This window comes from Streptomyces carpinensis (assembly GCF_002154505.1).
In the GTDB taxonomy this organism is placed as follows: Bacteria; Actinomycetota; Actinomycetes; order Streptomycetales; family Streptomycetaceae; genus Streptomyces; species Streptomyces carpinensis.
Genome location: NZ_MUBM01000016.1, coordinates 1 through 24,185 on the forward strand (window position 1 = coordinate 1; position 24,185 = coordinate 24,185).

Annotated in this window: 23 protein-coding genes and 2 pseudogenes; 15 read left to right on the top strand and 10 right to left on the bottom strand. The window is 71.3% G+C overall.

The window, feature by feature from the left end; genetic code table 11:
• The coding region (locus tag BZY54_RS49090; protein ID WP_143667983.1) for a TerD family protein at window positions 1–173 on the bottom strand (173 nt) is incomplete at its 3' end.
• 276 nt (window positions 174–449) lie between these two features.
• Here BZY54_RS49090 and BZY54_RS02500 point away from each other — a divergent pair.
• From BZY54_RS02500 to BZY54_RS02515, 4 genes are all read left to right on the top strand, one after another.
• Window positions 450–881: a DUF6643 family protein gene (locus BZY54_RS02500; RefSeq protein ID WP_086722733.1), complete on the top strand. Its 432-nt coding sequence runs from the start codon at window positions 450–452 to the stop codon at window positions 879–881.
• A 41-nt stretch (window positions 882–922) separates the two neighbouring features.
• Entirely contained in the window at window positions 923–1,747 is an 825-nt protein-coding gene (locus BZY54_RS02505) for an MOSC domain-containing protein (protein WP_086722734.1), read from the top strand.
• 170 nt (window positions 1,748–1,917) lie between these two features.
• Window positions 1,918–2,523 carry an Rv1733c family protein gene (locus BZY54_RS02510; RefSeq protein ID WP_086722735.1) on the top strand — a complete coding sequence of 202 codons (606 nt, stop codon included), beginning with the start codon at window positions 1,918–1,920 and terminating at the stop codon, window positions 2,521–2,523.
• 154 nt (window positions 2,524–2,677) lie between these two features.
• Window positions 2,678–5,116: a right-handed parallel beta-helix repeat-containing protein gene (locus BZY54_RS02515; RefSeq protein WP_167413932.1), complete on the top strand. Its 2,439-nt coding sequence runs from the start codon at window positions 2,678–2,680 to the stop codon at window positions 5,114–5,116.
• 52 nt (window positions 5,117–5,168) lie between these two features.
• Here the strand turns inward: BZY54_RS02515 and BZY54_RS52700 are convergent.
• Window positions 5,169–5,408, bottom strand: a pseudogene (locus BZY54_RS52700) (hypothetical protein); the annotation flags it as partial.
• A gap of 310 nt (window positions 5,409–5,718) precedes the next feature.
• Here BZY54_RS52700 and BZY54_RS02525 point away from each other — a divergent pair.
• Window positions 5,719–6,546 carry a DeoR/GlpR family DNA-binding transcription regulator gene (locus BZY54_RS02525; protein ID WP_086722738.1) on the top strand — a complete coding sequence of 276 codons (828 nt, stop codon included), beginning with the start codon at window positions 5,719–5,721 and terminating at the stop codon, window positions 6,544–6,546.
• A gap of 202 nt (window positions 6,547–6,748) precedes the next feature.
• Here the strand turns inward: BZY54_RS02525 and cds1 are convergent, their stop codons facing one another.
• Window positions 6,749–7,873: an L-cysteine desulfhydrase Cds1 gene (gene cds1, locus BZY54_RS02530; protein WP_086722739.1), complete on the bottom strand. Its 1,125-nt coding sequence runs from the start codon at window positions 7,871–7,873 to the stop codon at window positions 6,749–6,751.
• Between the two features lie 371 nt (window positions 7,874–8,244).
• On the opposite strand from cds1, the gene BZY54_RS02535 reads away from it, so the two are divergent.
• From BZY54_RS02535 to BZY54_RS02555, 4 genes are all read left to right on the top strand, one after another.
• Window positions 8,245–8,568, top strand: a complete 324-nt coding sequence (locus BZY54_RS02535; RefSeq protein ID WP_086722740.1) for a hypothetical protein — start codon at window positions 8,245–8,247, stop codon at window positions 8,566–8,568.
• A gap of 198 nt (window positions 8,569–8,766) precedes the next feature.
• Window positions 8,767–9,312 carry an ATP-binding protein gene (locus tag BZY54_RS02540; RefSeq protein WP_086722741.1) on the top strand — a complete coding sequence of 182 codons (546 nt, stop codon included), beginning with the start codon at window positions 8,767–8,769 and terminating at the stop codon, window positions 9,310–9,312.
• 678 nt (window positions 9,313–9,990) lie between these two features.
• Window positions 9,991–10,452: a universal stress protein gene (locus tag BZY54_RS02550; protein ID WP_086722743.1), complete on the top strand. Its 462-nt coding sequence runs from the start codon at window positions 9,991–9,993 to the stop codon at window positions 10,450–10,452.
• An 884-nt stretch (window positions 10,453–11,336) separates the two neighbouring features.
• Window positions 11,337–12,017 (top strand): pyridoxamine 5'-phosphate oxidase family protein, encoded by a 681-nt coding sequence (locus BZY54_RS02555; RefSeq protein WP_086722744.1) that lies wholly within the window; start codon window positions 11,337–11,339, stop codon window positions 12,015–12,017.
• Window positions 12,018–12,432: 415 nt separating this feature from the next.
• Here the strand turns inward: BZY54_RS02555 and BZY54_RS02560 are convergent, their stop codons facing one another.
• Together BZY54_RS02560 and BZY54_RS02565 are read right to left on the bottom strand one after the other, a co-directional pair.
• Complete coding sequence (locus BZY54_RS02560; protein WP_086722746.1) at window positions 12,433–13,065, bottom strand: response regulator transcription factor; 633 nt, start codon at window positions 13,063–13,065, stop codon at window positions 12,433–12,435.
• Window positions 13,065–14,336 carry a sensor histidine kinase gene (locus tag BZY54_RS02565; protein ID WP_086722880.1) on the bottom strand — a complete coding sequence of 424 codons (1,272 nt, stop codon included), beginning with the start codon at window positions 14,334–14,336 and terminating at the stop codon, window positions 13,065–13,067. Before BZY54_RS02565 ends, BZY54_RS02560 begins: the two co-directional genes overlap by 1 nt.
• A gap of 198 nt (window positions 14,337–14,534) precedes the next feature.
• Here BZY54_RS02565 and BZY54_RS02570 point away from each other — a divergent pair, with 198 nt between their 5' ends.
• Together BZY54_RS02570 and BZY54_RS02575 are read left to right on the top strand one after the other, a co-directional pair.
• Window positions 14,535–15,272, top strand: a complete 738-nt coding sequence (locus tag BZY54_RS02570; protein ID WP_086722748.1) for an ABC transporter ATP-binding protein — start codon at window positions 14,535–14,537, stop codon at window positions 15,270–15,272.
• Window positions 15,266–17,722 (top strand): FtsX-like permease family protein, encoded by a 2,457-nt coding sequence (locus BZY54_RS02575; protein ID WP_086722749.1) that lies wholly within the window; start codon window positions 15,266–15,268, stop codon window positions 17,720–17,722. Before BZY54_RS02570 ends, BZY54_RS02575 begins: the two co-directional genes overlap by 7 nt.
• A 41-nt stretch (window positions 17,723–17,763) precedes the next feature.
• Here the strand turns inward: BZY54_RS02575 and BZY54_RS52710 are convergent, their stop codons facing one another.
• Window positions 17,764–17,907, bottom strand: a complete 144-nt coding sequence (locus BZY54_RS52710; RefSeq protein ID WP_244216918.1) for a hypothetical protein — start codon at window positions 17,905–17,907, stop codon at window positions 17,764–17,766.
• A 10-nt stretch (window positions 17,908–17,917) separates the two neighbouring features.
• Complete coding sequence (locus tag BZY54_RS02585) at window positions 17,918–18,976, bottom strand: PP2C family protein-serine/threonine phosphatase (RefSeq protein WP_244216919.1); 1,059 nt, start codon at window positions 18,974–18,976, stop codon at window positions 17,918–17,920.
• Between the two features lie 1,372 nt (window positions 18,977–20,348).
• On the opposite strand from BZY54_RS02585, the gene BZY54_RS02595 reads away from it, so the two are divergent.
• The 3 genes from BZY54_RS02595 (at window position 20,349) to BZY54_RS02605 (ending at window position 21,762) form a co-directional block, all read left to right on the top strand.
• The gene (locus BZY54_RS02595; RefSeq protein ID WP_086722752.1) at window positions 20,349–20,771 is read left to right on the top strand and encodes a hypothetical protein; all 423 of its coding nucleotides are present in this window, start codon (window positions 20,349–20,351) and stop codon (window positions 20,769–20,771) included.
• A gap of 164 nt (window positions 20,772–20,935) precedes the next feature.
• Entirely contained in the window at window positions 20,936–21,133 is a 198-nt protein-coding gene (locus BZY54_RS02600; protein ID WP_086722753.1) for a hypothetical protein, read from the top strand.
• A gap of 314 nt (window positions 21,134–21,447) precedes the next feature.
• On the top strand, window positions 21,448–21,762 hold the full coding sequence (locus BZY54_RS02605; RefSeq protein ID WP_086722884.1) for a hypothetical protein: 315 nt from the start codon (window positions 21,448–21,450) through the stop codon (window positions 21,760–21,762).
• A gap of 160 nt (window positions 21,763–21,922) precedes the next feature.
• Here BZY54_RS02605 and BZY54_RS02610 read toward each other — a convergent pair whose 3' ends face one another.
• The 3 genes from BZY54_RS02610 to BZY54_RS02615 form a co-directional block, all read right to left on the bottom strand.
• A complete protein-coding gene (locus BZY54_RS02610) occupies window positions 21,923–22,585 on the bottom strand; it encodes a hemerythrin domain-containing protein (RefSeq protein ID WP_167413933.1) in 663 nt (220 codons plus the stop codon).
• Window positions 22,586–22,669: 84 nt separating this feature from the next.
• A complete protein-coding gene (locus BZY54_RS50715; RefSeq protein WP_158103799.1) occupies window positions 22,670–22,807 on the bottom strand; it encodes a hypothetical protein in 138 nt (45 codons plus the stop codon).
• 237 nt (window positions 22,808–23,044) lie between these two features.
• Window positions 23,045–23,596, bottom strand: coding sequence for a hypothetical protein (locus BZY54_RS02615; protein WP_086722754.1), 552 nt, complete (start codon window positions 23,594–23,596; stop codon window positions 23,045–23,047).
• A 320-nt stretch (window positions 23,597–23,916) separates the two neighbouring features.
• Here BZY54_RS02615 and BZY54_RS02620 point away from each other — a divergent pair.
• Window positions 23,917–24,146 (top strand): annotated as a pseudogene (locus tag BZY54_RS02620) (GNAT family N-acetyltransferase); the annotation flags it as partial.
• Between the last annotated feature and the right edge of the window lie 39 nt (window positions 24,147–24,185).

The window sequence follows — 24,185 nt, forward strand, 5'->3', positions numbered from 1 at the left end:
TGGTTGTAGAACACGAAGTCCCCGTCCGAGCGCACCTTCCCGCTCACCAGCAGCAACGCCGAGGCATCCACGTCAGGGACGCCCGGACCGGAGCGCCGGCCCACTTCGACGCGCAGGGCCGCCGTCGGCACCGGCGTGTTCGACCCCTTCATCATGGACATGCCTTCCCCCATCACGTGTGTCGCCGGGCCGTGCCCCGGCAGTCCGCCGGCTCGCTCCCGCCCAACCTATGCCCGCTCGCGGCCAACTCCCATGGGCAGCGCCGGAACACGCGTGCGCAACCCCCGGTAACCCCGCGGGAACTCGCCCTTTACACGATCCGGGACTCGAGCGACGCCCCTTTTCCACCAAGTTCGCTCGCATTGGGTATTCCGCGTCACTGCAGACACGCAAAACAACCCTCTTATCGGTCTCCCCAACCAGCACATCGTGGGCTTAACTTATGTGCCATGACCTCCCCCCGCTCCACTTATGGCGGCGGCTACTACTCCGCCTCCTTCCCGGACACCCCGATCTACGACTCGCTCGTCGCCGAGCGGGGCACGCCGCAGATCGCCCCGATCCGGGTCCCCGCGCCGTACGACACGGGAAGCCACCTGCCCGCGCTCCCCTCGGCGCTGCCCGCCCTCCCGGCGGCTCCGTCCCAGCCCTCCTACGGCTACCCGCAGGCGCCGCAGCCCACCCCGCTGCAGCAGGCGCCCACGGCGTACATCCCGCAGCAGGCCTCCGCTCCGCGCGGATATCCCGGCCCGCAGCAGCCGATGCCACCGCGCCCGATGGCGGGCGGCACCGGTTACGAGGCGATGCGCCCCGCGGCGCCCCGCCCCGCCCCGGCTCCCTACCAGGATCCGTACAACAACCAGCAGTACCGCGGCTACTGATCCACTCCCCGACCGTCCGTGCCACCTGGCAGGATGAGGTCATGGGGAATGCGGAACTGCGATCGATACACATCCACCCGGTCAAGGCGTTCCGGGCCCTGGGGCTCCGGGAGGCCGTCGTGGAGCCCTGGGGGCTGGCCGGGGACCGGCGCTGGGTGCTGATCGACGACGGGGGAAAGATCGTCACGCAACGCCAGCAGCCACATCTCGCGTTGGCCGTCGCCGAGCTCGTGCCCGGCGGCGGCCTTCGGCTGTCCACGCCCGGTCGCGAGCCGATCACGGTGCCCGTCCCGGAGCCGGGCGCCACGGTGACGGTGGACATCTTCGGCGACAAGGTGGAGGCCGTCCCCGCCGGTGCCGCCGCGCACGCCTGGTGCAGCGGCTATGTGGGAGCCGAGGTCCGCCTCGTCCACATGGACGACCCCGCCACGCGCCGGCCCGTCGACCCGGACTACTCGCTGCCCGGCGAGACGGTGAGCTTCGCCGACGGCTTTCCGCTGCTGCTCACCTCGCTCGCGTCCCTGGCCTCCCTCAACTCGCTGATCGCCGAGGGCGACCACGCCGAGGAGGGTCCGGTGCCCATGAACCGCTTCCGGCCGAGCGTGGTGGTGGGCGGGACCGCCGCCTGGGCGGAGGACGACTGGCAGCGCATCGCGATCGGCGACGTCTCCTTCCGGGTCGCCAAGACCTGCGGCCGGTGCGTGGTGACCACCACCGACCAGGCCACCGCCGCGCGCGGCAAGGAACCCCTGCGCACCCTCGGCCGCCACCGCCGCTTCGGCGGCGAACTGGTCTTCGGACAGAACCTGGTGCCCGAGACGACCGGCACCATCCGCGTCGGCGACCGGGTCACGATCCTCGAGTGAGCGCCGATCCCGTCCGACCCGGGAACCCGAACCGGGGGCCGGTCGTTGGGACTTCGTGAGAGCTTCATGAGAGTTGCGGGTCAGAGGTGATTTCGCTCTCTCTTCGCCCGGGTTCGCGGGCGAGCGGCTCCGCGGGGGGTTATCAACGGAGGGGGAAGGGGGGTGCGGACATGCGAGCGATCAGCGGGCTCTGGCGCTGGCGGCGCAATCCGCTGCGGCGCACGACGGACCTGGTCGAGTCCTGGGTGGCGTTGGTGGCCCTGCTGCTGGCCCTGGTCGCCGCCCCCGTGCTCGGCTCCGTCGTCGGTTCCCTCGCCCAGGACGCCCTGCAGCAGTCGGTGCGGGACCAGCGCCAGGCCAGGCACCTGGTGACGGCCACCGTGGTGAGGAAGCTGCACCAGGTCGCGCCGGTGACCGACCCGGAGGCCTCCTCGGAGCGGGAGCTTGGCAGCCGTGTGCTCGCCGACTGGACCGCCCCGGACGGCACCCGGCAGCACGGCCCGGTCACGACGGACCTCAAGTCCCCGCACCCCGGCGACCACTTCCCGCTGTGGACCGACCGGGACGGGCGGATGGTGACCCGCCCTCTGGACCCCGCCACGGCCACCACCCACGCCGTCCTGGCCGGACTCGGCGCGGCCCTGCTGACCGCGGGACTGGTGGAGTGCATACGCAGGCTGATCGTCTGGCGACTGCTCCTCCGTCGGTACGCGCGCTGGGACCGGGCCTGGGAGCGCGCCGGTCCCGACTGGGGCCGCACCGGCGCCGGCAGCTGACGGCCTGCCGACTCCGGTCAACCGACCGTCCGCGCGCACGCTACGGTGGACCGGCCGACGCATTCGGCAACGACCCGCGCACGAGCGAGCCGCAGGGGCCTGCCCCGAAGGCTGACGCGCCATCAGTACGACGAGGTGGGGGCACAGCAACGCCATGGCACAGGGCACGGTCCAGGTGACGCACACCGGCACATCGCGGTGGCGGCGCCGCACGGGTGAGTACGCATCGCTCGCCGCCGCCCTGGAGGCCGCGGCGGACGGCGACGTCCTCACCGTCGCCCCGGGCACCTACCGCGAGAACCTCGTCGTCCAGCGGGCGGTGACCCTGCGGGGTCCCGAGGGCTCCGCCGGCTCGGTGCGGATCGCCCCCGTGGACGGGGTGCCGCTGACCGTGCGTGCCTCGGCGGTGGTGCAGGACCTGCACGTGGAGGGCCAGGACGCCGCCGCGCCCGCCCTGCTCGTGGAGGACGGCGCGCCGGAGCTGAAGGACGTGCGGATCGTGACCCGGTCCGCGACGGGCGTCGAGGTGCGCGGCGGCGCCCGGCCGACCGTGCGGCGCTGCACCGTCGACAATCCGGCCGGTGTCGGCATCGCCGTACTGGACGGCGGCGGGGTGTTCGAGGAGTGCGAGGTCGTGGCGGCCGGGCAGTCGGGCGTGGCGGTCCACGGCGGTGCCCATCCGCGGCTCGAGCGCTGCCGCGTCCACCACACCGCGGGCCCGGGCATCACCGTGACGGGCGACAACTCCGCCGTGGAGGCGGTGGGTTGCGAGGTCTACGAGGTGCGGGGCAGCGGTGTGCAGATCACCGGACGGGCCACCGCGCACCTCACTGACTGCGATGTGCACCGCACCACCGCGGACGGCGTCACCCTCGACACGGACGCCGTCCTCACCCTCGCCGACTGCCGCATCCACGACATCCCGGAGAACGCGGTGGACCTTCGCTCGCGTTCCGTGCTGACGCTGACGCGGACCACGGTGCGCCGGTTCGGGCGCAACGGCCTGTCGGTGTGGGACCCGGGCACCCGGGTGGACGCCAACCAGTGCGAGATCTTCGACAGCACGGGTGACTATCCGGCGGTGTGGGTCAGCGACGGGGCGACCGCGGTCCTCGACTCCTGCCGGGTGCACGACGTGCCGGACGCGCTGTTCGTCCTGGACCGGGGTTCCCGGGTGGACGTCGTCGACAGCGACCTGTCCCAGGTGCGCAACACCGCGGTGTCGGTGAGCGACGGCGCCACCGCGCAGCTCGACGACTGCCGGATCAAGGAGGCGGGCACGGGAGCCTGGTTCCGTGACCACGGCAGCGGCGGCACGCTCAACAACTGCACGGTGGACGCCACGCAGACCGGCGTGATCGTCACCAAGGGCGCCGACCCCACCATCGAGCGCTGCACGGTCTCCTCGCCCGCCGAGGCGGGATTCTACGTCTCCGCCGGGGGCCGCGGCAGCTTCCTTGGCTGCCGGGTGACGGGCAGCGGCGGCTACGGCTTCCATGTGATCGACGGCTGCCGTACGACGCTGCGGAAGTGCCGTACGGAGCGGTGTGCGCGCGGCGGGTACGAGTTCGCCGACGGCGGGCCGGACGCGGCGGGTGGGTCAGGACCCGTGGTGGAGGACTGCGCCAGCGACGAGAGCGGTGGCGTGCGCCCGCCCGTGGCACGGGAGACTGCCGTGCATCCGACGCCGAGCCCGTCGCCGGGACTGCTCGGCGCGATCCCCGGACAGCGCAGCACCGAGCAGGAGCCGCTGCTGTCCGCGCCGGAACCGCAGGAGCCCGCGCGCACCGCGAAGGACGTGCTGGGCGAACTCGACGCGCTGGTGGGCCTGGACAGCGTGAAGCGGGAGGTCCGCGCCCTCACCGACATGATCGAGGTGGGCAGGCGCCGGCAGCAGGCAGGTCTGAAGGCCGCGTCGGTCAAGCGCCATCTGGTCTTCACCGGCTCCCCCGGCACCGGGAAGACGACGGTCGCCCGTCTGTACGGCGAGATCCTGGCCTCCCTCGGCGTGCTGGACAAGGGCCATCTCGTCGAGGTGTCCCGTGTCGACCTGGTGGGCGAGCACATCGGCTCCACCGCGATCCGCACCCAGGAGGCGTTCGAGCGGGCGCGCGGCGGGGTGCTGTTCATCGACGAGGCGTACGCGCTCTCCCCGGAGGACGCCGGGCGCGACTTCGGCAAGGAGGCCATCGACACGCTGGTGAAGCTGATGGAGGACCACCGGGACGCGGTCGTGGTGATCGTCGCCGGCTACACGGCCGAGATGGAGCGCTTCCTTTCCGTCAATCCGGGTGTGGCCTCGCGTTTCTCCCGCACTATCACCTTCAGCGACTACGGCCCCGACGAGCTGCTGCGGATCGTGGAGCAGCAGGCCGAGGAGCACGAGTACCGGCTCGCCGCGGGGACCGCGGAAGCGCTGCTGAAGTACTTCACCGACATCCCGAAGGGTGCCGCGTTCGGCAACGGCCGCACCGCGCGCCAGACCTTCGAGGCGATGGTGGAGCGGCACGCGGGCCGGGTGGCGCAGCTCGACGACCCGAGCACCGACGATCTGACGCTGCTCTACGCCGAGGACCTGCCCGCGCTCTCTTAGGGGCTGTTCGGCGGACCAGGTCGCAGGAGAGTCGCGGCGCCTGTTCCGGACAGGCCCTGAGCCCCTGGCCGCCCCGTGGGGCCGGCAGCTCCGGGCGGAGCCGGGCCAGGAGCCGTCGGCGTTCCTCGGCGAAGGCATGGTCGGCTGGTGGCCGGAGTGACCCAGGATCGGGGCGGGCAGGGGATGCTCGGCGGTGCGGCCGGGGCCGAGCGGGTCCTTCAGCGGGGCTCGGTCGACGTCCGGGCAGCCGGACCGGGCCGCCGATGGGGTCGGTGAGCCGGTACAGGTTGCGGTGCCGACCTCGTGGGCCAGGAGTTCCAGGGGCGGCTCCGGCCGGTTCGGGCGACGCCGCCGGGCCCGCCGTGCGAGCTGTGCCGGGCGGTCCGTCCGGGTGGGGCGCCGCCGGCTTCCGCTGTGCGCGTTCGGGTGCGGTGGGGGGCGCCGCACGTCTGGCATGTGCGCGTCCTGGCGGGCGATGGCGCCGCGGCGGGCGACCCGTGAAAGGATGGGACGTCCGCGCACCCCCGGTCTGGCGAACCTCCTCGTCGGGCGGGTGCGCCGGGCGTGTAGGACGGCTTGAGGCGAAAGGAACCGGAGCACACGTGAGTGAGAATCAGAACCTCCTCGCGGAGCAGCGACGTTCCCTGATCCTGGACGAGGTCCGCCGCCGTGGCGGTGTCCGGGTCAACGAGCTGACCCGGAAGCTCGGCGTGTCGGACATGACGATCCGCCGCGACCTTGACGCGCTGGCTCGCCAGGGCGTGCTGGAGAAGGTGCACGGCGGCGCGGTCCCGGTGGTGGAGGCCAGCACGCACGAGCCGGGTTTCGAGGCGAAGTCGGGTCTGGAGCTTACGGCCAAGGAGGACATCGCGCGGGCGGCGGCCCGGCTGGTCGCCCCGGGCACGGCGATCGCCCTGTCGGGCGGTACGACGACGTACGCACTGGCCCATCATCTGGTGGACGTGCCGGATCTGACGGTGGTCACCAACTCGGTGCGGGTGGCGGACGTCTTCCACACCGCGCAGCGTGCCTCCGGCCAGCGGCAGGGCGCGGCGACGGTGGTCCTGACCGGTGGGGTGCGCACGCCGTCCGACTCGCTGGTGGGGCCGGTGGCCGACCAGGCGATCGCCTCGCTCCACTTCGACATGCTGTTCCTGGGCGTGCACGGGATATCGGCCGAGGCCGGCCTGTCGACGCCGAACCTCGCCGAGGCCGAGACCAACCGGCGGCTGGTGCAGTCCGCGCGGCGGGTAGTCGTGGTCGCGGACCACACCAAGTGGGGCGTGGTGGGCCTGAGTTCCTTCGCGACGCTGGAGCGGATCGACACGCTGGTGACGGATGCCGGGCTGCCGGCCGAGGCCCGCGCGGAGATCTCGGAACACCTTCGGCTGGTGGTGGCGGGCGAGCCGGGAGACGAGGAAGACGTCTGAGGCGCCGCGCCTGAGGGGACGTCAGTCGCGGTCGGCGGTGCTCGGTCGGCCCGGGCCCCGGAGGTGTGCGCCGTCCACCGTGTCGAGGTCACCGGTGCGCCGGGCGCCCGTGCGCCGGCCGAGGAGTGGCGGCCGGGTCCGGCCGGGCTGGGCACGCGACCGCGGTGGGCCCGCGCCGACGGCGGAACGGCCGCCTTCCGCCTCAGCGCGGCCACTGCCCCAAGGCGAGGAAGGAGTCGATCGCCGCCGTGTACGGTGCGCTGTCCAGACCCTGTGCGGCCAGCCACGTGTCCGAGTAGTACTTGTCGAGGTAGCGGTCGCCCGGGTCGCACAGCAGCGTGACCACGCTGCCCCGGCGCCCCTCGGCCAGCATCTCGGCGACGATCTTCAGGGCGCTCCACAGGCCGGTGCCGGTCGAGCCGCCCGCCTTGCGGCCGATGGCCCGCTCCAGCGCCCGTACGGCGGCGACGGCGGCCGCGTCGGGCACCTTCATCATCCGGTCGATGGCACCGGGCACGAAGCTCGGCTCCATGCGCGGCCGGCCGATGCCCTCGATACGCGAACCGCAGTCGCAGGTGACGTCCGGATCGCCGGTCGTCCAGCCCTCGAAGAAGCAGGAGTTCTCCGGGTCGGCGACGCAGATGCGGGTGTCGTACTGCATGTAGTGGACGTAGCGCGCGAGGGTCGCGGAGGTGCCGCCGGTGCCCGCGGTCGCGACGATCCACGCGGGCTCCGGGAACCGCTCCAACTCCAGCTGGCGGAAGATGGACTCGGCGATGTTGTTGTTGCCGCGCCAGTCCGTGGCCCGCTCGGCGTAGGTGAACTGGTCCATGTAGTGGCCGCCGGTGTCCACCGCGAGCCGGGCCGAGGCCTCGTACATCGTGCGCGGGTCGTCCACGAAGTGGCACTGCCCGCCGTGGAATTCGATCAGGCGGCACTTCTCCGCGCTCGTCGTGCGCGGCATCACCGCGATGAAGGGCACGCCGATCAGCTTCGCGAAGTAGGCCTCGGAGACGGCCGTCGAGCCGCTGGAGGCCTCGATCACGGGGCGGTCCGGCCGGATCCAGCCGTTGCACAGGCCGTAGAGGAACAACGAGCGGGCCAGACGGTGCTTGAGGCTGCCGGTCGGGTGGGTCGACTCGTCCTTCAGGTACAGGTCGACGCCCCATTCCTCGGGCAGCGGGAAGCGCAGCAGGTGGGTGTCGGCCGACCGGTTGGCGTCCGCCTGGACCTTGCGGACCGCCTCTTTCAGCCAGTCGCGGTAGCCCGTGTCGCTGCGGTCGACGTCGAGGGTTTCGCCGGTCCGGCGCTGCTCGGTGGTACTCACGGCGGGACTCCTTAACGCTGGGCGCCGACGGCGTGTCGCGCGGCCGGACGCCACCGATGATAGACACCTTCGGCACGCTTCTCACCTGCATAAACGTCACTTTGGGCGGGTCAAAGACAGGCCTGGGGCACAGTTCGCCAGGGCGCGTGCGCGGCGCACCGCGCGCATCGGTGGGGGCGCGCTCGCGCGCGTGCTCCGGATGCCGGTCGCCAGGGGGCCGCGTGCACTGGTGCCGCGTGCCGAAGGGGGGCAGACTGCACCGCGCGGGACGAAGAGCCGGACGGGACGCACACTGGATCCCGGACGAACCACGCCGACTCGGTGACCGGGCCGAGTCACGCACCGGTGGCGCGCACGAGGGGGCGGCAGGGATGGCGGAACCGGAGTTCACGGCCACGGGCGTGCGGATCGCCAGACGACTGCGCTCGCTCACCCGGGCCGGGCGGGTCCGGATCAGCGACGGCAGGCTGGAGTTGCTCACCAGCTACGGCAGCGAGATCGACAGCGCGCCGGTGCGGACGGTGCGCGCCTCCCGGCCCTGGCTCGGCCCGGCCGACCGGGCGCTCGCCGACCTCAACGGCAACCGCTACTCGCTGACCCTGGGCGCGGGGGACCCTGCTCCCGGCGAGAGCGGACCGCCGGCGGCGCGCCGGTTCGTCGAGGCCGTCCGAAGGGCGGCGGGACGCGTCGGCTGACCTCAACCCTGAAGGTGGCTCGAAGTTGCGGTGCCGAACCCCTTGCGTCACGCTGGTCTCACGTCACTCTGGGTTTACCGGCGATAACGCTGCGAACCAGCCCGCCGGCCACGACAGCAGGCGGCAGTGTCACGCAGGCGTCCTGCTGCATCCGAAACGTCGTGTTCTTCCGGACCTCAACGTCGGGGAGTCGCAGCCGTGATCAGTCACCCAAGCAGGCACTGCACGGTGGAGCTCCAAGCCCTGCCGTCGCGGATCGGCCAGGTCCGCAGAATCGTATCGGCGCACTTGCGCTACTGGCATCTGGACCCTCTGATAGACCGGGCCGCGCTCGGTGTGACGGAGTTGCTGACCAACGTCCACCAGCACGCCCAGCCCGACAAGTTGTGCACCGTCGAGCTCGAGCTGCTACTCGACCGGCTCACCGTCTCCGTGCGCGACCACGATCCGCGTCTTCCTGTCGTGGAGGACATGGGCGAGATCGCGCCGCTCGCCACCGAAGGCCGCGGGCTGGCGATGGTGGCCGCGATGAGCGAGAGCTGGGGCGCACGCCCGGACGGCGAGCGGGGCAAAGTGGTCTGGTTCACCCTGCCGACCGCCGGCGGCCCGGTCACGGTGCCGACGCGCGTGCCGCGGCTGGCGACCCGGGACCAGCCCGTGCGCCGGTTCGCGGCGGCCGAGCCCGCGCTCGACGGCTCCCGGCCGCCCGTCCACGCTCCCGCCCGGTCCGCCGTTCCCGGCTGACCGGGCGGTGACCGACCCGACGTACGACGACCGGCGGCGCCCAGCGGTGAGGGGCGCTGCCGGTCGCCGGCGCGCCGGGGGTGGCGGTCGGTGGGCGGCGGGGGCGCCGGTCGCTGACACAGGACGGACGGTGGTCTGTGGACGGCGGTAGCCGGTCGCCCATCGCCGGCGCACGCCGGTCGCGGTCGGCGGTCGGCGGTGGGCGAACACCCGGCGAGCGGTCCAGGCGTTGCGCGAGCCCCTCACCCCGGAGGCCGAACGGGCGGTGAGCCGAGAGGTTCTGGTACGGCGCCGCGATGCGCGACCTGGACGCGGCAGCCGGACGGCCTCCGGTGCTGCCACCCGGCGGCCGGTACGAGCACGCTCTCCTCACCGGGGGCCACTGCCGTGCGACCGTCCGCCTCCCGGCCGAGCCGCCGTTGCGGCCAGGAGCCCCTGTTGCCGTGAGGGAGCTCCAACTGGCGTAGGGGCGATCGGGATGCGCTGTCGCGCTCGTCGCCGGCGGCCTCGACCGTCTGCATGACCTTCTCCTGCTTGGTGAAGCAGGGCCTCGGCCCCCGTCTGGACCTGTCGAACTGCGCATACTGCGCGGGCCGGCATGAGGCTGAAGGCCAAGCTCAGTGGCGGCGGACTGCGGACCCCGTGCGCTCGTTCCCAGCGCCGAGCCGAGGAGGAAGCATGATTGACCAGCCCGAGGAGAGGGGCCGCATCGTGGTCGGGGTGGACGGCTCGGACTCATCGAAGCAGGCCCTTCGCTGGGCCGTGCGTCAGGCGAAGCTCACTGGTGATGTGGTGGAGGCGGTGACTGCTTGGAATCTTCCGCCGTTCCACCTCTCGGTCCCCCGCTGGTTGCCCCCGGAGACCGGCGACGAAGCGGCCCTCGAGAGCCAGGCACGCACAGGACTCGCGGCAGCTGTCGAGGAAACCGTGGGATCGCAGCCACCGGTGGAGGTACGTACCGCGGTGTGGAACGGCACCGCAGCCACTGCGCTGCTCGACGCGGCCCGTGACGCGTCCTTGCTCGTGGTCGGCAGCCGGGGTCTCGGGGGCTTTTCGGGGCTGCTGTTGGGATCGGTGGCCCAGCATTGCACTCAGTACGCGGCCTGTCCGGTCGTCGTTATCCGGGGCAGTGGACAGTAACCCTGCGGTCCCGCTTGCCCTCGCCTGTCGAATGAGCGTTCCCTTTGTAGGGGTTGCCGGGTCACTGTCCCAGCCGCCCGGGGAGCCCAGGTGCGGGCCCCGCCGTCTTGCCACCCGCGGATCATGGACGGCCGAAAGCCTTGGGTGGCCTCCGCCCCGGCTCGGGGTGCGCGGGATGGAGGCCAACCCCTCCCATTGTGCGGGCCGGCGGCCGACACCTCCCGCGGCGCGCGGTGACCGTCACGAAGCGCGCCTCACGGTGCAGCCGTACCAGCGGCAGTCCGGGCGTCCGGGCCGTGTCCGTTCGCGACGTTCGGTACCTCGTCGCCTGCACGAACGGGATCGCCCTCGACGTGATCCGCTCCCGGTCGACGGCCGGCCTCTCGATGTCCCCCGGAGCGCGAACCGTCGACCGCCTTGCGCTCCCCCGTCGCTGCGATCGAGGAGCCGTGGGCCGCCCGAGCTGGTCACGGCCGCGCGAAGGCATGTGCGCCGGCCCCGAGCGCCATGCACGCCGACCGCGTCGTCCAGGTGCGTGATCCGCTCTTGCGCGTCACCCGCGCGCCGACGGCGCCTGTCCGCGGTCCGGTGGCCAGGCGTCGTGGCGTACGCCCCCGCGTCGCGATGCGGCGCCCCCCTCCGCAAGCGGGGCGCCCGACACCAGCAGGTGAAGCGGCTCGTGCGGCGAGGCGGTCAACGATGCGGTGGCTCGGCGGATCAGTCGGTCGTAGGGCAGGACCGGTTCCGCACTGGCGAGGGATTTCGTTGCGAAGACCCTAGTTCAGCAACGGATTATGAAGATTCATGGCGGCTTGTCGATGGAATCAGTATTCTTCACCCGCCGCAATGCCACCCACCCGACCGCACCCAGAGAGGAAGCACCCATGGACTCCGGTACTCCGGAACGGCGGTTGCCAGTCACCGAGCGCACCCGTCACCGCCGCTTGCGGGAACAGGGCAGCCTGGACCGCGACCAGCTCGACTCGATCCTCGACGCCGGCTTCATCTGCCACCTCGGCGTCACCGTCGAAGGGAGCCCGATGGTCGTGCCGACCGTCTACGGTTCCGACGGCGGGACCCTGTACTTCCACGGCTCGGTCGCCAGCCGCAGCCTGCTCGCGTCACCCGCCGCCACGGTCTGCGCCACGGTCACCCACGTCGACGGCCTCGTCCTCGCCCGCTCGGTCTTCGAGCACGGCGTCAACTACCGCAGCGCAATGGTCCACGGCACCGCCCGCCTGGTCACAGACCCCGAGGAGAAGCTCGCCGGTCTGCGCTGCCTGACCGAACAGGCTACGCCCGGCCAATGGGACTACGCCCGCCGTCCCAGCCCCAAGGAACTCGCCGCGACGGCGCTGCTCGCCCTCCCCCTGGACGAGGCGTCCGTCAAGATACGCACCGGAGCCCCGGACGACGGCGCCGGCGAGGACGCCCGACTCGGCCTGTGGGCAGGCGTTCTGCCGCTGCGCGCCACGTGGGGCGAACTGGAGCCGGACCCACTGCTGCCCGCAGGCGTCGAGGCCCCCGTCCATCTGGCGGAGCGGATCGGCACCCCGGCCAACTGAGCGCCACGCCGACCCCGGTGCGCTGGGACAGACTCCTGCCCGCCCAGCAGTGGTTCCTGGAAAGCGCGCTCGGGCTCGAGCCGGCAGGCGAGGACGAACAGCCGCCTGCACGCCGCCCGCAGAACGCCGCATGGGAACGGGACATCACCGCCGCCCGGCACCACCACGCCCGCGCAGGCCACCTCCCAGCGCCGCGCAGACACGCCGAGGACGTCGATGGCAGCTCTGTGGGGGCTGGGGTCGTTCATCAGCAACACACGCCGGCGCGCCGCGACGCCGAGCCAGCGACCACGCGCCGTCCTCGAGGCACTCGGCATGCGCTGTCAGTCCACACGTGGGGGCCTGCGTCCAGCATCGCAGTGCCGGGGCACCTGCTTTCCGGGGTTGTACGGCGTCCCGGAGCGCCTGGTGAGCGTCAGGCCCGCAGATAAGTGAGGACGGCCAGGACCCTGCGGTGGGTCTCGTCTGTCGGAGGCAGGTCGAGCTTGGTGAGGATGTTGCCGATGTGCTTGCCGATCGCGGCTTCGGAAACCACCAGCTCCTTGGCGATCGCGCCGTTGGACCTGCCCTCGGCGATCAGTGCCAGCACCTCGCGTTCGCGCGGGGTGAGCTGCTCCAGCGGATCGCGACGGCGGCGCAGCAACTGGCGCACCACCTCCGGGTCGACCACCGTCCCGCCCTCCGCCACCTTGTGCAGCGCTGCCACGAACTCCTCGACGTGCCCGACCCGGTCCTTGAGCAGATAGCCGACGCCCGATCCGTCGCCGGAGTCCAGGAGTTCGGCCGCGTATGCCCGTTGCACGTACTGGCTGAGGACCAGGACCGGGAGTGTGGGGCGCTTCTCGCGCAGCCGCACTGCTGCGTGCAGGCCCTCGTCCTGGAAACCGGGCGGCATGCGCACGTCGGTCACCACGATGTCGGGGGCATGCTCCTCGACCGCGGCGACCAGTGCCCGCGCGTCCCCGACGGCCGATACCACCTCGTGGCCGCAGCGGCTGAGCAGGCCGATGAGCCCTTCCCGTAGCAGCACGCTGTCTTCGGCCAGCACTACGCGGAGCGATCGGCCGCCTTGGTCAACTCGCAAGGAATCTCCACACGCAACAGAGTCGGTCCACCCGGCGGACTGGTCAGGGCAAGTCTGCCATCCAGGACCGAGACGCGGTCCGCGAGACCGGTCAGGCCGCTGCCCGCCGAGGCGTCCGCGCCGCCGCAGCCGTCGTCGCGCACCTCGAGGAACAGGCGTCCGTCGCGATGGCTGCCGCTCACCTGCGCGCGGTCGGCCCCGCTGTGTTTGGCGACGTTGGCCAATGCCTCGCAGACCACGAAGTACACAGCGGACTCGACCGCCTGGGTCGGCCGGCCCGGCAGTTCGAGGTGGACGTCCACGGGGACCACGCAGCGGTCGGCGGCGTCGGCGACCGCTGCGTCAAGGCCGTAGTCCGCGAGGATCTTGGGGTGGATGCCGTGGATGAGCTCACGCAGCTCCGCGAGTGCCTTGCCCGCCTCCTCCTGGGCTTGGGTGAGCTGGTCGGCGAGCGGGCCGGGCGGGGCATCGAGGCGGGCCAGCCCGAGGGTCATCGTCAGGGCCACAAGGCGCTGTTGGGCGCCGTCGTGCAGGTCGCGCTCGATGCGGCGCCGCTCGGCCTCGAAGGCATCCACCAACCGGACGCGGGAGCGGGCCAGTTCGACCACCTTGGCGCCGAGCTCGCCTTCGCGGGAGGCGATCAGCAGCCGGGTCAGCTCGGCGCGGGCGCCCGCCGTGACCCCGAGCACGTAACCGCACAGCCCCATCAGGAACAAGCCCACTACGGCGACGGCGAAAGCGGTCGGCCATGTGGTGACCGTCCACTGCTTGAGCACCTTCGCCTCATGACCGTCGCCGACCGTGGCCATCAGCAGCGGAGTGGCGACCATGGACAGCGGGAAGAGCAGGGCGACCGTGATCGCCAGGGCGTCGACCGGCCACAGCAGCCCGGCGAAGAGCAACGCGTACCCGAACTCCCGCCAGGTCGCCTGTTCGCGCAGCCGAGTGGTCAGCCAGGCCCGCAGTCCCGGCGCGGTCGGCACCTGGTGCCGACCGGACAGCGGGTTGCGGTCGATCAGGCGCAGCCTGCGACGTTCCACCCCGGCCACCGGGATCCCGCCGAGGGCGGCCAGGACGAGCAGCGGCAGCCCTACCAGGACGATGGCGAGCGCACCGCAGACCGCTGCCACCGTCACGATCCCCACCAGGGCGGCGACGCCGGTCACCGCGCCGGTGAGCAGATACGCGGCGGAGCGCCAAGGCCAGACCGACAGCAAGAAGCCCGGCCGGGACATGGCCTGCCACACATTCCGAGGATGCATGTGCATGACCGTAAGTGGCCTCATCGATCGGTGCCATCGGTTCAGAGTCCGTACAAGTGGTAGGCCTGGCCCTACCCCAAGTCTCGTTCCGGCCGTACTGCGTCACGAGGGGCTTCCGCGGTTTCGTGGAGGCACCAATGAGCCGTGGAGCAGATGCTGGTGGGGAGACACATGACCGACGACGCGATCCGACTGCGTTCCGTAACCCGGCGGTACGGCTCGGGCGGCACGTCCGTCACCGCCCTCGACCGGGTGTCGCTCGCCTTGCCGAGGGGGACGTTCACCGCGGTGATGGGCCCGTCCGGGTCCGGCAAGTCGACCCTGCTGCAGTGCGCCGCGGGTCTGGACCGGCCCACGTCCGGCTCGGTCACCGTGGGCGACACGGAGCTGACCGGGCTGAGCGAGACCAAGCTGACCCTGCTGCGCCGCGAACGCATCGGCTTCGTGTTCCAGGCGTTCAACCTGCTGCCCTCGCTGACCGCCGAGCAGAACGTGGCTCTGCCGCTGCGGCTGGCTGGCCGCCGTCCGAAGAAGGCCCAGGTGCGCGAGGTGCTCCAACAGGTCGGACTCGGCGACCGGGCGCGGCACCGGCCGACGGAGATGTCCGGCGGCCAGCAGCAGCGGGTTGCCCTGGCCCGCGCCCTGATCACCCGCCCCGAAGTGCTGTTCGGCGACGAGCCGACCGGCGCGCTCGACTCTCGGACCAGTCGCGAGGTACTGACCCTGCTGCGCGGCATGGTCGACCGGGGCGGCCAGACGATCATCATGGTCACCCACGACCCCGTCGCCGCCTCCTACGCCGACCGCGTCGTCTTCCTCGTCGACGGCCGTGTCAACGGCGAGCTGATCGGTGCCGGTGCCGAGGACATCGCGGCGCACATGACCAAGCTCGAGGCCGTGCCGTGCTGAGCACCACGCTGCGCACCCTGCGCACCCGCTGGACCACCTTCGTCGGCAGCTTCGTCGCCCTCTGCCTGGGCGTGGCGCTGATCGCCGTCATGGGGCTGGCCCTGGCGTCCTCGCCGGACGCACCCGGCCGGGTGCCGGAGCGGTTCGCCGCCGCGCCGGTCGTCGTCAAGGGCCAGGACACCCTCGAGGTGCCCACCCCGGTCGGCGACCGCACCCACAAGCTCGCGCAGCCGCGTCCCGTACCCGTTGACACGGTCGCGAAGCTGCGGCACCTCGGGACCGTCGTCGAGGACCGGACCTTCGCCGTGAGGGTCGAGGGCGGGCCCGCCGATCTGGTGGGCCACCCCTGGTCCACCGCGGCCTTCGCGCCGTATGAGCTCGACGCGGGACGCCCGCCCGAGGCCGCGGACGAGGTCGTCGTCAGCGGTGACTGGGCCCGTCCGGGCACCCGGGTACGGACCGGCGGCGGCACCGTGCGCGTCGTCGGCACCGTGGCCGGGCTCGGCTTCGAGAACGCCGTGTTCTACACCGACACCCGCGCCGCCGAACTGTCGCCGCGCAGCCTCCAACTCGTGGTCGACGCCGATGCGGCCGCCGTGCGCGAGGCGGTGCGCGACAGCGAGGGCGTCCAGGTCCTCACCGGGGACGCGCGCCGGTACGCCGACGCCGACCCCGACCGGGGCAGAGAAGCCCTCACCGCGATGAACGCCATGTTCGGCACGACCGGCGGCGTCACCGCCTTTGTGTCGGTGTTCGTGGTGGCCTCGACCTTCGCGTTCGCGGTGGCCCAGCGGCGCCGCGAATTCGGGCTGCTGCGCACCGCCGGGGCGACCCCGGGGCAGATCCGCCGCATGGTCGTCCACGAGGCGCTCGTGGTCGGTGTGCTCGCCTCGGCCGCCGGCTGTGTGCTCGGTTCCTACGGGGCTCCCAAGCTCGCCGAGTGGGCGGTCGACGAGAGGCTCGCGCCCGGCTGGTTCACCATCGGCGACTACACCTGGCCCTACCACATGGCGTTCTGGACGGGCCTGTTCGTGGCCCTGTGTGGCGTGATGGCCGCATCCTGGCGGGCGGGGCGCACCGGTCCCATCGAGGCGCTGCGCGAGGCGTCCGTGGACACCCGGGCCATGACACGGGGCCGCCGGCTGTTCGGCGCGGCCCTGCTGATCACTGCCGCGGTGACGCTGGCCCTTGCCCTGGTGACGAACCCGGGCGAACTGCTGCAGCGCAAGACCTATGTGAGCCGGCCCATGCTGCTGATCACCGCGGTCGCGCTGCTCGCGCCGGTGCTGGTACGGCCACTGACCAGGCTGATCGCCTGGCTGCCGGCCCGACTGCCCGGCGCCGGTGGGATGCTGGTGCGGGAGAACGCCGCCGCGGGGGTGCGCCGCACCGCCGCCGTCGCAGCACCCGTGCTGGTCACGGTCGCGCTGGCGGGCTCGCTGCTGGGCGCCACCGCCACTGTCGACGAAGCGAAGGCCACCGAGGTCCGCGAGCAGACGGCCGCCGACTTCGTGGTCATTCCGGCCGGCGGCGCCGGCTTCGACGATGCGACGCTGAAGCGGCTTCAGGCCGTGTCCGGTGCCGTCGTCTCGGCGAGCTCGTCGAGCGCCGTGTACGTCCTGGAGGAGGGCACGGCGCTCATCAGCTCCGATGCCAGGGCCGTCGAGCCGGAACCGCTCGCGGCAACGGCCCGTCTCCCGATCGTCGCAGGGAAGGTGAGCGAGCTGGACGACGACTCGATCATCGTCAACGAGGAGTGGGAGAAACGCGCCGTGGGCGAGCGGGTGGACGTGTGGCTCGCAGACGGCACACGGAAGTCCCTGAAGATCGCCGCAGTCATGACGGTCGGCACCGGCAACAACGGCGTCTACGTCACCCCGCGCAACGCCCCCGCGGCGCCCGTCGACCGGGTCGACGTACGCCTCGCGGACGGTGCCGGCACAGGTGCGGTGGCAGCCGGTCTGCGTCAGGCGGTGCGGGCGTCGGGCGGGCAGGTCCTCACCAGGGACGCCTGGGTTCGGGCGACGTACCCCGAGACCAACCGGACGACCCGGACGGGCTTCTTCCTCGTCCTCGGCATCGCCCTCCTCTACACCGGCATCTCGCTGGCCAACACGATGGTCATGGCGACCTCCGACCGGGTACGCGACCTGGCTGTCCTGCGGCTGGCCGGCGCCACCAGGTGGCAGGTGCTGCGGCTGGTGGGCGCCGAGGCGGTGACGGTGGTCGTGGTCGGCGGACTGCTGGGCACGCTGGTCGCCGGAGTCGACCTGCTGGGCATGTGGAGCGCGCTGGGCCTGCTCTCGGTCTGGACGTCCATCGAGATCCCGTGGGCGACGCTCGCGGCGACCATGGGCGCGTGCGCGGTGCTCGCCGTGATCTCGGCGGTCGCTTCGGCCGGCCTCTCCCTGCGCCGCAGGGCGGTGGAGCTGGCGGGCGTACACGAGTGACCTCTGACCCGGTGCGAGGCCTGCCCGGCTGCGTCGTCGCATCACGGCATCGCCTCCGAGGAAGGCCTGGCGGTGGCGCGGCGCGCGCGGCGGTCCACCACGGGATGCTCCTCGCTCACCTCCACAGGCGGCGGCAGCGGCTCGGCAGGATCACGGACCTCGTCCGGCCGGCGCAGCACGTGCATGACCAGCACCTCATCGCGCACCCGCGGCCAGGGCAAGGACCGCCATGTCGTCCTGGTTACGGCCCCCGGTCCAGCGGTGGACGTCGCGCAGGAGGGCATCGACGAGGCACTGCGGACTGGAATACGCGCCCGGGGTGAGGCGGATGCTCGGGTCGTAGAACGCTCCATTGCCGTCGCGTGCCTCGGTCACTCCGTCGGTGACCAGGAGCAGAAAGGCCCCGGAACGCAAGGGGAAGACGTCCGCGGCCATCTGGCCGCTGGTCCCGGCGCCCGGGAGCCGCAGCCCCAGCGGCAGCTCGTGAGTGGTCGGTTCCAGCGGCGACACGGCCCGCTCGTCGACCAGGTACGGCGATGGATGCCCGCGGTTGAGCACCTGAGCCGTCCTCCCGTCCGGGGAGATCTGGAGCAGCACGGCGGTGGTGAAGTCCTCGAACGTGTCGGACGTGCCGCGCCGGGCCAGAACCTCCTCCAACCCGTCCGCGAGCTCGGCCAAGGTGGTCACATGCTCGGCCTCGTAGCAGAAGGCGCCCACCAGCACCGAGACCGTGGAGACGGCGCCCAGTCCCTTGCCCCGGACGTCGCCGATGATCGCGCGCACTCCGAACGGCGTGGCCAGCACCGCGTACAGGTCCCCGCCGATGCGGGCCTCGGCATGCGCGGCCACATACCGGGCGGCCACCCTCACCGGCCCCACGCGGCGCGGCGGGTCCGGCAGCACCGCCCGCTGCGCGACCTCCGCCACGTCACGGACCTGCGCCAGCCGGTATTCCTGACGGGCCCTGGCTCTGTTGACGATCAAGGCCACAGCCCCCGTGATGACGACGTCGGCCAAGTCGACGAACAACGCCGTCGCCGGACGATCCAGGTACAGGTTCAGCCCGACCGAGGCCACGCACGCCAGCACCGCCACAAGCAGGCTGACGCGGAAGGACGACAGGGCGCACGCGGCCAGAGGGGCCGCCGCCAGCAGGGGCAGTCCCATGTACGGCTGGGGCCCGAACAGGCCGGCCGCCACGCCTCCGATGAGAAGTACGGCGGCGGCGAGAGCGGGAAAACCGGTGGACCTCATGCGGATCTCCTTCGTCGTCATCCCCCTGCACGGACGGGTGCCCAACCCGAGAGCTCGCCTCGTCGGTTCTTCATGCGTGCTTTGACCTGCGATTTTCGCCCGACCTGAACAAACGTGACCCGCCTCAGCCCGCCTCGAGCCGTCTCGGTCCGCCCCAGACCGATCTACCTTGCCTCCGTGTTCCCACGGGAACACCAGGCGGGAACCTGGACTCGCACCTACTCTGGCCTGCCGCTCACCACGTCGGGCGGCAGGCCTCCATCTATCGCCATTCGTCGCCGTGACGGGGAGCACGTGCACCTCGATGCCGCGCTCGGTTGGCGTGGGTGACGGACACGATGCCGACTTCCCTACCCGCAGTCGAACAGATAAGGCTCACCTGGCCAGCTTGAGGCAATCGCCGACAGAAGTGCATCCGCCGACCGACGAGCAAGATCGTTGAGTCGTTGTGGCAGTGGCCATGGGGCTCATCAGTCACTACGGGGGGAAGGCTTACTGCCCGCCGAGTCGGAGTAGAGCTACCACGTACAGACTCCCGGACACCGTCACAAGCAGAAAGGCGAGAATCGTGTGAACGACGAGCCCTCGCCCTGGGGCAAGGCCCAGATGTGCCCGGGCCGCACGGCTCACCCGGGGCCGGGGGCCACCTCGCGCGGCGCCTGCGTCCGCCTTCTCGATCGCTCGGCGCAGCTTCCTGCGGCCCCTCTCGGTCGTGATACCCAGTCGCACACCGTGGGCGTCGCGCACCAACAGGGTCCGGTACGTCCTGCCGTACGAGAAGGTCGTCAGCAGCCGGACGGTGGTGATCCGGTTGAGGTCGACGGAGCGTTCGCCGGTCAAGGTGTGCGCAGTGATGTACGACGATGAGTGCCGGAACGGGGCTCGCTCCTCGCACAGTGCCGGTAGCAGGACGGAGCTGGCGATCATGGACAGCAAGCCGATCACGATCGGTGCGCCTTCGGGGAATGCCCCCGCCTTGGCCAGCCCGACGCCGCAGAAAGGTAGCAGAAGGGCCGTCACCGCCAGGCCCGATGCCATGCGTGCACGCGTCACGCTGCGGGTTGTCGTTGCTTCCACTGACACCCCCCGTTTCTGCTGCAGACATCAGCATGCATGCGCGGCGGACCTCCGCGCATCGCATTGCCGGTGTCCGGCAAGTAGCTGCTGCCTGCGCGCCTGCACGCAGGGGACGGTAGCGGGCGAGCAGGGCTGAGCACACGCCGGTTTCCGGCGAGGCATCGTCTGCCCATGGGTCGGTCAAACCGCCGACAAACGACCCCTTCGGGTGCTTACCAGCCGGTTCGAGGATTGCGCCTGGTTCAGGCCGATAGCTTCTGCGGTCCGAAGGTTGATCAGGAAGGCACAACACGACATGCGTACGCGTATCTGGCCGGCGGGCATTGCCGTTGTCGCGGCGGCACTGACGGGGTGCACGAGCACCGCCACCAGCACGGGGGACAGCAAGGACTCGGGTTCCACCGCCAAGGCGGACTCCAAGCCTGCGAAGGAGCACAGCCCGGAGGACGACGTAAAGATCACGGCCTGCAGCAAGGACGAGTTCGGCAACTGGCCGCAGGCGAAGCTGTCGGTCACGAACCACTCGTCGAAGACGTCGGATTACATCGTGTCGGTGGAGTTCCTTGACGCCTCGGGCACCAGGAAGGCGGAGGGCACCGGGATGGTCAACAAGCTCGCGCACGGGCAGACGGCCGAGGAGACGGCCGGCGGCACGGCGGAGGTGTCGGGCAAGGTCACGTGCCGGATCACGGACGTGACGAGGACGGCCTCGCTCTGACCTGACCCAGGGGCGAGGACTGAGACCGCCACCGCCGGAGAGATCCGGCGGGGGCCTCGTCGTGTCCGCCCCCGGAAGTTACTGGATGTGTCTGTCGGCCCCTTCGAGGACCGGCATCTCTCGTCCAACGCCCCGATCCACGGGGCCGCTTGGGGGGAGACTTCGTGATCAACAAGCACAACGACAGCCGGCCGCTCAACCGCCGCGTCGCCGACGCTTTCCTCGTGGGCTCGGGGGGCGCCGCCGGCAAGTACGTGGGCGGCCACGTGGCCGCCGCTCTGTGGCACCACACGTACGATGCCCTCTCCATAGCCCTCCAGGTCTTCGAGGCTCTGGCGCGCGCCACCGGCCACCTGGGCTGACCCACGACGGCGTGATGGCCCGTAGCCAGGGTGGCTACGGGCCCCAGGCCAGCCGCCGAGCTACTGGTCGGCGCACTTGGGTGGCTCGGCGCCGTGATGAAGCTGGTCGAATTTGACCAGGGTTGCTGGTGGGCTCAGTTCGTTCACTCGGCAACCAAGTGGGGACTCTGGGGAGCGAACAGCGGCGTGTCGAGGGCCCGGCGACCGAAGGTCGCCGGGCCCTGGTGCTCTGTGAGGGGCAGGGCGCTGCTCTCATGTGTCAGACCCGGGTGGAAGCCTTGTTGGGATTCTGGGTCCGTGGAGAGGTGGCTGGCGTGTGGAGCGAGGGGGAAGTCTGGCAGCTTCGCCGGGGAGCGCAGGTGGTCGGAGAGATCTTCATCGAGGAGGGCGACTTCCCGTGGCTGTCCGGGCGCTTCATACCGGCTGAAGGCTTTGCCGAGGTGAAACCGCTGTTCGACCGTGAATTGGAACTGGTCGAAGAAGAGGACCTCGACGAGTGGGACGAGGTGGTTCGCGAGATCGGCGAGAAGCTCCAACTGGTCGCTCCCGCGGGCCCGGTTGCGGAGTTCTTGCTGCATATCGACGGTGAGCGGGCCTGGTTCCGTTGGAGCGACGAGCCGTTCGACTGAGTGGCGGCCCGCGGTCATGGAGTCCGCCGCAGTAGAACGACGTCGTTCCAGTGCTGGGGGGTGAGAAGCGAAGTGCCGCGATGGACAAGCTGGTCCGCTCTGTGCGGCCACCGGGAGACGGAGTACCGGCCTACGCCTACGCGTCTGTGCCTGGTGACCGTCAGGAGGCCACGCGGTGCCGAACAGCGTCACGCGCTCGGTCGAGAGGGCCGAGGATGGGCGCGGCCAGCTTGTTCGTGGCCTCGTTGTTGACCCAGCGGTGCGGCCGGGTCGGCGCGTAGGCCTGGGTGAGTTTGACCTCGGCGCCAAGCATCCGCAGCCGAGACGCGCTCAGGGCCGTGCGCAGAGCGGCGAACTCCTCCCGTTCCTCGCGCGCCGCGTGTCGGGCGACCGCGCGGCGGGCCTCGTTCAGCCGCCGCAGGTACCCGCGGCCGTTCGGCCCGGTACGCCACAGAGCCACCAGCAACTGCTTCGCCTGCTTCTCCTCGTGGCGGCGGCGGGCGGCCAGCTCGCGGCCGTGCTGCAGCGCCCGGCGCGCGACCGGGTGGATGTGGGCCTCCTCGGCGGCTTCGTGTATGGCCAGCAGGCGCATCAGCTGATCGAAGTTCCGGCGGCGCAGCGGCCCCGGCAACGCAGCGCGCAGGAAGCCGAGCTTGATCTGCCGGTGCTGCCGGGTGAGTACCTCGACGGCATCCTCGCTGCCCAGTGTTCGTGCGACTGTCAGAGACCACGCGGGAGCCTTTCCGGCTTTTGCGGCAGCCTTCGCGGTCAGCAGCGGCTTGGTCGCTGCGGTCAGTGCTGCGGTCTTGCCGATCTTTCCCATGGGTCCTCCTCGCTCCTGTGTCACAGGTCGTGGGGTACCCCGGCCTATCGCTGTCATCCGCTCCCAGGAAGGCTGCCCTGCTCATCACACCGGGGGGCCGACCAGGGCGGCGACACCGGCCACACCCACGGCGAGCCGATCAACGCAGTCACCGACGTGGCCGGAGTGCAGCCGGCGCAGCCCAGCCACCAGCGCGGGCGCCGGATGCAGCGACGCGCACACGGCTGGAGCAATGTCCGTGCCCAGATCGCCGCGAGTGCCGCCAAGGCAAGGAAGGCAATCGACCCACCCTGCCGGACGCCGTCCGGGACTCGCTATGACCCGTCCGCCCTGGCGAACCGATCAGCTGGTTCCATCGAGCAGTAGTGAGGTCACTTGTCGATGGGACCACCGTGGCACCCCGCTGGTCGGCCGCCCTCGCAGGCGGCGGGCGGCAGCTCGACCACGACTCAAGCGAAGTCAGCAGTCGAGGACACGCAGGTCGTCGTCGCACAGCCCGGTTCGGCAGCACACGGGCAGCCAATCGGCCGCGATCTCCCGAACACGCTGCAGGCGAGCCCTGTCGGGCTCCACCACCGTGAGGATCTCGAATGCGGCGCTGACGGTCCCGGGGGCCCGATTCGACATCACCTCTTCATAGAGCAGCCGGAGACCTTGCAGGGCAAGGCCCCGGCACAGTTCCGGGAGATCGAGTCCCCGCCGAGCGGACTCCCCGTCCGTGCCCTCGCCTGCCACCACGCACTGCAGGAGGTCGAGGAACCACTGTCTGGCTGCCGGTGCCACATCGTCCGCGAGAACTGCCAGAGCGACGGATGTCACCGCAGGAGCCGGCTCCCACAGAACCACCGGAGACCAGACGTGCTCTTCGAGGCTGACGTGGCTCGGTTCCTGCCCAGATCCCCTACCCGCCAGCCGCAGCAGATCCCGGGCCAGGTGTTCTGCCGAACCGGCGCACCCGCACAGCATGCTCTTCCAGTCATGCCGGGCGATCTCCGTCTCGACAAGCCGCATAGCTCCCACACCCTAGACGGTGCTAGCGAAGCCCACCGACACGCCTGGTGCTGTCAAAACTCGTGAACATCTCGGAGCCGGTAGATCGACAACTGCTGTTCAAACTCGCCGACGAACGCTGGCCCTGGAAGGGCTCTGGTCCACTTCTTTTGGTCGTGTACGCACGGTGACTGTTGATCTCCACGTAATGCTGGTTGAGGTCGCCCGAAAATCGCTCGGCTGGAACGGGGTGTGGTCGACAGTCCTTCGCCGTGAACAAAGTGCCGCCGCGTCTGGATGAACTGCTGTTCTCCTCGATCGACGGTGTGTCCATGGAGTCGGTCGGCGTACGGCCAGCGTGGCGCGGCGCGGCACCGGCTCCGCGCGGCGCATCCATGACGCGCTCCTGGCCACGCGCGAAGAGCCGTACGTGACGCTCATGGTCAACGAGGCCGCAGGCGACGGCAAGGTCCACCAGCTCTACCGGTCCTGGGAGTATCAGGACATCGGCCACAGCCAGCCCTCGCCGGCCTCCTCGCTGCTCACCGTGATGATCCGCGCCACCCGCTGACCTGCACCACCACGGCGGCCCACCCTTCCCCCGGGGGGC